This window comes from Micromonospora sp. DT229, assembly GCF_049844505.1.
Taxonomy (GTDB): domain Bacteria; phylum Actinomycetota; class Actinomycetes; order Mycobacteriales; family Micromonosporaceae; genus Micromonospora.
The window spans coordinates 1-3,988 of the sequence record NZ_JBNCLD010000045.1 but is presented as its reverse complement, the minus strand read 5'-3'; the positions used below and the strand labels follow the sequence as shown (position 1 = coordinate 3,988).

Annotated in this window: 5 protein-coding genes; all 5 read left to right on the top strand. The window is 65.9% G+C overall.

Annotated features, from left to right (window positions below; translation table 11 throughout):
* The first annotated feature begins 232 nt into the window (after positions 1-232).
* The 5 genes from ACLQ2T_RS29180 (at position 233) to ACLQ2T_RS29160 (ending at position 3,931) form a co-directional block, all read left to right on the top strand.
* Positions 233-1,147: an ATP-binding protein gene (locus tag ACLQ2T_RS29180; protein ID WP_425769564.1), complete on the top strand. Its 915-nt coding sequence runs from the start codon at positions 233-235 to the stop codon at positions 1,145-1,147.
* A 6-nt stretch (positions 1,148-1,153) separates the two neighbouring features.
* Positions 1,154-1,450, top strand: a complete 297-nt coding sequence (locus ACLQ2T_RS29175; protein ID WP_357115009.1) for a transposase — start codon at positions 1,154-1,156, stop codon at positions 1,448-1,450.
* On the top strand, positions 1,447-2,337 hold the full coding sequence (locus ACLQ2T_RS29170; RefSeq protein ID WP_425769563.1) for an IS3 family transposase: 891 nt from the start codon (positions 1,447-1,449) through the stop codon (positions 2,335-2,337). Before ACLQ2T_RS29175 ends, ACLQ2T_RS29170 begins: the two co-directional genes overlap by 4 nt.
* A gap of 24 nt (positions 2,338-2,361) precedes the next feature.
* Positions 2,362-3,138: a hypothetical protein gene (locus ACLQ2T_RS29165; protein ID WP_425769562.1), complete on the top strand. Its 777-nt coding sequence runs from the start codon at positions 2,362-2,364 to the stop codon at positions 3,136-3,138.
* A 358-nt stretch (positions 3,139-3,496) separates the two neighbouring features.
* Complete coding sequence (locus ACLQ2T_RS29160; RefSeq protein WP_425769561.1) at positions 3,497-3,931, top strand: hypothetical protein; 435 nt, start codon at positions 3,497-3,499, stop codon at positions 3,929-3,931.
* Positions 3,932-3,988 lie beyond the last annotated feature (57 nt).

Genomic DNA, 3,988 nt, shown 5'->3' with positions numbered 1-3,988 from the left:
CCGGTTACGACCACGGCTCACATTCACACGCCGACCCAAACCCACAGCGGACGAAAGCTACCGAACCACCCTCTGAGCTGGTCGTCCATGAATGCCGCGCCCCTCGCAACGCGCATTCACCATCATCCAGGCGTCGTAGGAGCCGCGGGTGCGAAGCCACGCCATGAACCTGGGGCCGCCCTGCCGGGTCGAAGGTCGCCAGGCGTGATGTTGATGTGACAGTGTGAAACGCATGCGTCGTGTGCATCTTGAAGCGGCCGAGGATCACGTTGAGCGCCTCGCGCGCGAGAACGACCCAGTCGGGGCGGTCAAGGAGTTGGTGTGGAACGCTCTGGACGCCGACGCTACCCGGGTTGAGGTGGTGCTAGACCTTTCTGGCCTTGGCGGGGTGGAGAAGATCACCGTCATCGACAATGGCAGTGGCATCACCCCGGAAGGCTGCGACTCAGCGTTCGAACGCATCGGTGGGTCCTGGAAGAAGATGACCCGCCGGACACCGCAGCTCAACCGGTTCCTGCACGGCAGCGCGGGCCAGGGTCGCCTGCGGGGCTACGCCCTTGGTGATCACATCCGGTGGGCCACGGTCGCGGACGGCATCGACGGTCGACGGCGTGTAATGATTCGCGCCAGCGCCACGGCACGCAACGACTTCGAGATCTCCACGCCGCAGCCGACCGACGATCCGACCGGCACCACCTTCGAGGCATGGGGGCGGCAGTCCAAGCGTCTTGATCAGCTAAAAACCCATAAGGCCGTCGCGCAGTTGACGACCGAGTTGGCGACATATCTCGCGGTCTACCAGGGCGTAGAAGTGATCTACGACGGGCAGAGGATCGACCCGGAGAAGTCCGTCCAGCGCCGGGACGAGTACGAGCTGTCCTTCACCGTCAACGGCGAGCCGGCGCAAGCCGCCCGGCTGCGGGTGGTGGAGTGGTCGATGAAGACGGACCGCGAGCTGCACCTGTGCGACGCCGACGGGATCACTGTCGACATCGCCGACGTCGGCATCCGCGCTCCCGGCTTTACCTTCACCGCTTACGTGCTTTGGGAAGCCATGCCTGAGCACCAGGGCGACTTCCTACTCGGCGAAGGTCGGCTGGACTCTGAGGTTCCCCCGATAGCGTGGAGGCCGGACCTAAGGGGATAGATGGTCATGGCTGAGACGAGACGTCGGTTCGACCGGGAGTTCCGCGAGGGCGCCGTGCGGATCGTGCGGGAGACGGGCAAGCCGATCGCGCAGGTTGCTCGGGACTTGGGGATCAACGACGGCACCCTGGCGAACTGGGTGGCGCAGGACCGGCGGGCTCGGGGTGAGGCCGCCGCTGGCGGTCTCGGTGAGGACGAACGCGCCGAGCTGGCTCGTCTGCGTAAGGAGAACGCCGAGCTGGCGATGGAGCGCGATGTGCTCAAGCGATCCGTGGTCCTGTGGGTCAAGGAGGCGACGAAGTGACTGTGGCCGGGTTCGTCGCCGCCCAGAGGACCGAGCACGCTGTGCCGCACGCGGTGACCTGTCGGGCGCTGGGGCTGAGTGAGTCGTGGTTCTACAAGTGGCGTGACCGGCAACCCACCGCGCGGCAGACCCGCCGCGACGCCCTCGATGCTGCGATCCGGGCGGCGTTTGACGCCTCCGGTGGCACCTACGGCTCGCCGCGGATCACCCTCGATCTGCACGCCGACGGGTGGCAGGTGTCGGCCAACACCGTCGCGGCCCGCATGGCGCAGCTGGGCTTGGCCGGACGCACCCCCAAGCGCCGACGCAGCCTCACCAAGCAGGGCAAACGCCCGGTGGCACCGGACCGGGTCCGGCGGCAGTTCACGGCCGTCGCGCCGGACGTGTTGTGGTGCGGCGACATCACCGAGGTCGTCACCGACGAGGGCAAGCTTTACCTCGCCACGGTGATCGACCTGTACTCCCGCCGGCTGCTCGGCTACGCGATGAGCGCGCATCACGACGCCGACCTGACCCAGGCCACGTTGAGCATGGCCGCCGCGACCCGCGGCGGCCAGGTCGACGGAGTGATCTTCCACAGCGACCGCGGCAGCGAGTACACCGCCGCTGACTACGCAAAGGCCTGCCGCCGTCTCGGTGTCCTGCAGTCGATGGGCCGGGTCGGATGCGCTCTGGACAACGCCGCCGCGGAGGCGTTCAACTCCACCATCAAGGTCGAGTACATCCACCGGCAGCGGTTCCGCACCCGATCCGAGGCCCGACTCAAGATCGCCACCTGGATCGTCGACTTCTACAACGTCCGCAGACGTCACAGCGCCTGCGACGGCATGTCACCCATCGACTACGAACACTTCATCGCCGAAGCCCGCCGGGCTCAGGCAGCTTAAACAACCCTCCACGCTTCCAGGGGATTGACACTGACGTTCCTTACCGCGCTGCAGCACATGGTCTTCGACCCGGAGGTTCGACGCGTCCTCAAAGAGCGCAGCCAACTCCACAAGATCCTCGAGAACGAGGTGTGGGTCTTCGGCGAGCGCTTTAACCTCCTCGTCAGCGACCGGTCCCTCGACGCGGTCCTCGACCGGCATCTGCACGCTATTGGCCGAGAGATCCGCAACCAGGTACCGGTGCGTCGCCCCGACGGACGGGTCGGCATCGTGGACCTGATGCTCTCCCGCGCACGCAGAGAGCACGACCGCCATCAGCACCTCGTAGTCGAGCTGAAGGCGCCGCACGTCACCGTCGGGCACAAGGAAATCAACCAGATCGAGGACTACGCCCTCGCCGTCGTCACCGATTCGCAGTTCGCCGACGTGCGCGTCGAATGGGACTTCTGGCTGGTCACCACCGACATGACCGAGGTCGCCAAGGCCAAGGCCCAATCAAGCGACCGCCCACCTGGCTGCATAGGGCAGTACCAGCAGGGCGCGGCATCCGTGCGGGTCTGGCTGCGGTCCTGGGCGCAGATCATCGACAGCTGTCGGGAACGGCTTAAGTACTTCCAGGAGCAGTTCGCCCACGACCCCACCGTCGAGCAGGCCATGGACTACCTGCAGGCTCACCACAACGGGCGGATCCCAGAAATGCTTGTTCCCGGACAGTCCGCCGGGCCGGTGTCCGGAGACACCGCGCGCGCAGCTACTGCAACGGCTTCCGTCGTGGCATCGGAGTTCGCGCCGAGGTCGTGATGCGTCGCCGTTCGGATGGTGCTGCTCGAGTCGCACTCGATGGCCGGCCGGCATGCGCAAACGAGCATCGCCTGGACGAGCGAGCAGGGCTGGGTTGCACCTGAGACTTCGCCAGCGGCCAAAGTTCAGGCGGCCCAGACATCACGAAGTCCCTGTTCAAGACGCTCCAGGAGGTCAAAGAGCCCTGGATGCAGGGCACGGTCGAGGCGTGGGCAGCGCCGAATTCACTGGCACTTTGCCGATGCACTCGAAGCATTGCGTCCGACGTGGACGTCCGTAAGACTGGCGGGGGATGATCGTCATTCTGTGGTCGATAGATGACCGACCGTGATGGTGGCGTACGAGTGAGGTCTGTTCTGTGGGTGGCTTCACCTCCGGCGTGAGCGAGTGGCTCGGCCTGATCTCCGGGCTGCTGGCGGTGGTCGCCGCTGTCCTGGGGTTGCCGCCTTTGATCGTGCGTCTCCGTGAGGCTGGCAGGAACCGGTCAGGAACGCCGAAGGTGCTGCTGCCGTCTCGTACCCAGCTCGTCGACCGCAGCAATGAGGTGGCTCAGGCGTTGCAGCATCTCGACCGCGGCGAGTACCTGATTTCCATCGAGGGCAGCATTGGCGTCGGTAAGAGCGCGCTGGCCACGGAGGTGGCGCATCGGCTTGCCGAGCGCCGGCCGGCGAGGAAGCCGGGCCACGGGTTCACGTCCCTGGTGTGGTTCGACGCTCATAACAGCGTGCTGAGCCTCGCGGACCTTGCCCGCACGCTTGGGCTCGCCACCGGCAGTGGGGTTGACCCGGCTTGACGGACAGGGTCGATAAGTTGATCTCACGCTACCTTGCTGGTTGACCTGCGGGAATAG